Genomic DNA, 4,779 nt, shown 5'->3' on the forward strand with positions numbered 1-4,779 from the left:
AGGGCGCCAGCACCAAAGCGACCAGGCAATAGCCGCCAGTCCAGCCCATGACGAAGGCCAGTCCGCTGTAACCTGTGAGGTAGAGCGTACCCGCCAGGCCAATGAATGAGGCCGCTGACATCCAGTCGGCCCCTACCGCCATGCCGTTGTAGATCGCCGGCACGCTGCGGCCGGCTACGTAATACTCGGTGGCATTGGTCGTGCGGCTCATGACACCGATGGCCGCGTAAATGCCGATCGTGACCGTCATGAACGTGAAGCCTATCCACATACGAGGCAGGCCCAGTTGCTCCAGGCCGGCAAGCAGGGCCACAAAAAACACGAAGCCAGCGGTGTACCAACGGTAGACGCGGTGCAACTGGGTCTTGAACCGTTGCCGTGAAAGCAGGGCCCCTTCGCGTGCGCCAAAAAACCCGGCCATTAAAAATGGGCCTTCATTCAGTCCACGCCGTCTGCCACGTCATGTTCAATGTCAAGACGGTTCATGTACCAGGCGTAAAAGCCAACAATCAGGCAATACACCAGCAAAGCACCCTGCGCCCCCATCCAGAAGCTGAAAGGCCAGCCAAAAAAGGTAAAGCTCAGCGCGCGTGCGAAGTAGCTCACACCGAACGTGACGGCAAACCAGACCAGTAACAGCAATGCGGTCACGACCAGGTTCTTGCGCCAGTAACGGCGTTGGTTTTCAGTGCGCCGCATGGTGCCCCACGCTTGCTGCGACAAGGGGACTTGGCCCACTTGCCAGCTCATTTTCACGTTCCAGCTGGGCGGCCACCCTGGGCTCGAACTGGCGCAGGTGCGCAATGATCTTTCGGGCTTTTTCCGGCTGTCCCAACGCCAGCCGGACCTGCACCAGCCGATACCAGCCGTAAGGGCTCATGGGTTGCAGGGCCGTGTTTTTTTTCAGCGCTTCCACCGCTTCAGGGAACTGGCGCTGGTGAATCAGCACCAGCGCCAGGCCATACCAGGCCCTGTCCAGCGAGGAATCAAGCGCCAGAGCGCTGCGAAATGCCGGGCCGGCCTCTTCATGGCGCCCGGCTTGCTGCAGCACATAGCCCAGATTGAACAGCGCCGCCGCCTCTTGCGGCCCGGAACCCAGGATGCGGGTGAGCTGCTGCAGGCTCGCGACAGCCGCGTCAAGGCGCTGGAGCTGCACCTGCACATGGGCTTGGCTGGCAAGCGCATAACGATCTTCAGGCCGGCGCTGCAGCATCTGCTCGAAGCTGCGCAGTGCGCCAGACCGGCGCCCCAGGGCAAGCAGCAACACAGCTTGCGCCTTCAATGCGTAATACTGGAAATGACGGTTCAATGCAGGCCTCATTTGCACAGCGCCACACCTATTTGCAGACAGATGCTGACTTTTGCGAGCGCCGCCCCGCCCCAGACAAACAGCAAGGCAAAAAAGGCCACCAGCGGTACGTGACGATCCAGCACCAGCTGCGGCGAAAGCCAGCGCGCTGCACGCACCCAGGGGCGCCCCAACAACTGCAGCAAGCGGTAAAACGGGTTGCGCTCCGGCTCCGGGCCAGCCAGCAAACCGACGACCCACTGACCCAATAGCGCAAGCAGCGCGATTTCGGCGAGTAGTTTGACAGACGTGACGACGGTAAGCATGGCGTTGGGCGAACAGGTGAAAGACCAGCCTCCGATTGTCATCGGGGGCCTTTCCATTTGCTTACCGCACGCCCTCAAGTCACCGGGGGTTTTCCCTTGCCTGGCGGGCAAAGCAGACCGGATTCAGTTTGCCAGCTGCTTCCAGGTATCAATCACCGTGTCGGGGTTGAGCGAGATGGAGCCGATGCCCTGCTCCTTGAGCCACAGCGCAAAGTCAGGATGGTCGCTGGGACCCTGTCCGCAAATACCGATGTATTTGCCCTGACGCTTGCAGGCGGCAATGGCCAGGCTGAGCAGCGCCTTGACAGCCGGATCGCGTTCGTCAAAATCCTTGGCCAGAATCTCCAGACCCGAATCGCGGTCCAGGCCCAGCGTGAGCTGGGTCAGGTCGTTGGAGCCAATGGAAAAGCCATCAAAGTATTCGAGAAACTGGTCGGCCAAAATGGCATTGCTGGGCACTTCGCACATCATGATGACGCGCAGGCCCTGCTCGCCACGCTTGAGGCCATGCTGGGCCAGCAGTTCGGTCACGGCCTTGGCCTGGCCCAAGGTACGCACAAACGGCACCATGACTTCCACGTTGGTCAGACCCATGTCGTTGCGCACGCGCTTGAGTGCCTCGCACTCCATGGCAAAAGCCTCGCGGAAATCTGCACTGATATAGCGTGCGGCCCCGCGAAAACCCAGCATTGGATTTTCTTCTTCGGGCTCGTAGCGCGAGCCGCCAATCAGCTTGCGGTACTCGTTGGACTTGAAATCGGACAGGCGAACAATCACCGGCTTGGGCCAGAAAGCCGCACCAATCGTGGCGATGCCTTCGGCGACCTTGTCCACATAAAACGCACGCGGCGAGGCATGGCCGCGCGCCACGCTTTCCACCGCCTTTTTCAGGTCCGCATCAATATGCGGGTAGTCCAGAATCGCCTTGGGGTGCACACCGATGTTGTTGTTGATGATGAACTCCAGCCGCGCCAGCCCCACGCCCTGGTTGGGAATCTGGCAAAAGTCAAACGCCAGTTGCGGGTTGCCGACGTTCATCATGATCTTGATGTCGATAGGCGGCATCTCACCGCGCTGCACTTCGGTCACTTCGGTTTCCAGCAAGCCGTCGTAAATGTTGCCGGTATCGCCCTCGGCGCAGCTGACCGTCACCAGCATCCCGTTTTTGAGCATTTCCGTGGCGTCGCCGCAACCGACCACGGCCGGAATGCCGAGTTCGCGCGCAATGATGGCGGCGTGGCAGGTACGCCCGCCCCGGTTGGTCACGATGGCGCTGGCGCGCTTCATCACCGGTTCCCAGTTCGGGTCGGTCATGTCGGTCACCAGAATGTCGCCGGGCTGGACCTGGTCCATCTCGCTGATGTCATGCACGATGCGGACCGGGCCGGTGCCGATTTTCTGGCCAATTGCGCGGCCCATGGCCAGCACGGTGCCTGTGCCCTTGAGTTTGTAGCGCTGCTCAGCCTTGCCCTTGGCCTGGCTTTTCACGGTTTCGGGGCGGGCCTGCAGAATATAGAGCTGGCCGTCGGTGCCGTCCTTGCCCCACTCCACGTCCATGGGGCGGCCGTAATGCGTTTCAATAATCAGCGCGTAGCGGGCCAGTTGCTCCACCTCGTCGTCGGTCAGCGAATAGCGGTTGCGCAGCTCGGTTGGCACGTCGATGGTCTTGACCAGCTTGCCGGTGGCCGTTTTCTCGTCTGCCGTGGTGAATTCCATCTGCAGCAGCTTGGAGCCCAGGTTGCGGCGAATCACCGCGCGCTTGCCCGCCTTGAGCATCGGTTTGTGCACATAAAACTCGTCCGGATTGACCGCACCCTGCACCACCGTTTCGCCCAGGCCGTAGCTGGAGGTGATGAAGACCACGTCGTCAAAGCCGCTCTCGGTGTCCATGGTGAACAGCACACCTGCCGCACCCAGATCGCTGCGCACCATGCGCTGCACGCCCGCTGACAGCGCCACGTCGGCATGGGCAAAGCCCTGGTGAACGCGGTAGCTGATGGCACGGTCGTTGTAGAGCGAAGCAAACACCTCTTTCATCTTGTGCAGCACGGCTTCAATGCCCACCACATTCAGGAAGGTCTCCTGCTGGCCCGCAAACGAGGCGTCGGGCAGGTCTTCGGCGGTGGCCGACGAGCGAACCGCAAAGCTGGCCTGGGGATTGCCCGCGCTCAGCACGGCAAAGCTTTCGGTCACGGCTTTTAGAAATTCTGGCGGAAACGGCTGGGCTTCCACCAGGCCACGGATGAGCGCACCGGCTTGCGCCAAGGCCCGCACGTCGTCGGCATCCAGCGCGTCCAGCACGGCATTGATTTTGTTGTCCAGCCCGCCCTCGGCCAAAAACACGCGAAAGGCGTGCGCCGTGGTGGCAAAACCGCCAGGCACCCGCACGCCGTTGGGGCCGGTGGGCAGTTGCGAGATCATTTCGCCGAGGCTGGCGTTTTTGCCACCTACGACCTCGACATCTGTCATTCTCAGGTGTTCAAACGGTACGACCAGATCGGTCGCTCCAAATAAAGAAGACAAGTTGGACATGGAAATACTCCGGGAGGTTTTAAAACTTGGGCGTGGCGCATGCGCAGCGAGCAACCTGGTTGTTGTTGTTCGAAGGGGTTGTGGCGGGGCATGGCATGGGAATCTGGATAATTGCCCTAATTGTAGGGGCCCGCTGCCAGCCTGGTCCCCTCCCTCCTTTTCCTCAACCTGAACAGCCCCATGTCTGACCGCACCGTATTTTTCATCTCCGACGGCACCGGCATCACCGCCGAAACCTTTGGCAACGCCATCCTGGCCCAGTTCGAACTCACGCCGCGCCACATCCGCATGCCCTTTATAGACAGCGTGGACAAGGCCCACCAGGCGATCCGGCAGATCAACCACACGGGGGAAGTTGAAGGCAAGCGGCCGATTGTGTTCACGACGCTGGTGAACATGGACATTTTGTCGGTCATCAAAACCCACTGCAATGGCATGCTGCTGGACATGTTTGGCACCTTCGTGGCGCCGCTGGAAAACGAGTTGGGCATTAAATCCAACCACCGCATCGGCCGCTTCTCGGATGCCTCCAAAAGCAAGGCCTACGACGACCGGATCGAGGCGATCAATTTTTCGCTGGCCCACGATGACGGCCAGAGCAACCGCGATCTGGCCGGCTCGGACGTTATTCTG

The 4,779-nt window shown here is 60.7% G+C and carries 5 protein-coding genes and 1 pseudogene; 1 reads left to right on the forward strand and 5 read right to left on the reverse strand.

Features of this window, described 5'->3' with window-relative positions; all coding sequences use genetic code 11:
- The 5 genes and pseudogenes from Q8K05_RS10075 to ppsA form a co-directional block, all read right to left on the reverse strand.
- Nucleotides 1-421, reverse strand: a pseudogene (locus Q8K05_RS10075) (cation acetate symporter); the annotation flags it as partial.
- A 17-nt stretch (nucleotides 422-438) separates the two neighbouring features.
- Nucleotides 439-699 carry a DUF4212 domain-containing protein gene (locus Q8K05_RS10080; protein ID WP_305246487.1) on the reverse strand — a complete coding sequence of 87 codons (261 nt, stop codon included), beginning with the start codon at nucleotides 697-699 and terminating at the stop codon, nucleotides 439-441.
- On the reverse strand, nucleotides 686-1,321 hold the full coding sequence (locus Q8K05_RS10085) for a tetratricopeptide repeat protein (RefSeq protein ID WP_305246488.1): 636 nt from the start codon (nucleotides 1,319-1,321) through the stop codon (nucleotides 686-688). The genes Q8K05_RS10080 and Q8K05_RS10085 overlap by 14 nt, the downstream gene beginning before the upstream one ends.
- Entirely contained in the window at nucleotides 1,318-1,614 is a 297-nt protein-coding gene (locus Q8K05_RS10090; protein ID WP_305246489.1) for a hypothetical protein, read from the reverse strand. Before Q8K05_RS10090 ends, Q8K05_RS10085 begins: the two co-directional genes overlap by 4 nt.
- A gap of 123 nt (nucleotides 1,615-1,737) precedes the next feature.
- Nucleotides 1,738-4,137: a phosphoenolpyruvate synthase gene (gene ppsA, locus Q8K05_RS10095; RefSeq protein WP_305246491.1), complete on the reverse strand. Its 2,400-nt coding sequence runs from the start codon at nucleotides 4,135-4,137 to the stop codon at nucleotides 1,738-1,740.
- Between the two features lie 189 nt (nucleotides 4,138-4,326).
- On the opposite strand from ppsA, the gene Q8K05_RS10100 reads away from it, so the two are divergent.
- Nucleotides 4,327-4,779 (forward strand): kinase/pyrophosphorylase (locus Q8K05_RS10100; RefSeq protein ID WP_305246490.1); only part of this gene is annotated, 453 nt, incomplete at its 3' end.

The organism is Polaromonas sp. (assembly GCF_030682935.1).
Classification (GTDB): Bacteria; Pseudomonadota; Gammaproteobacteria; order Burkholderiales; family Burkholderiaceae_C; genus Polaromonas.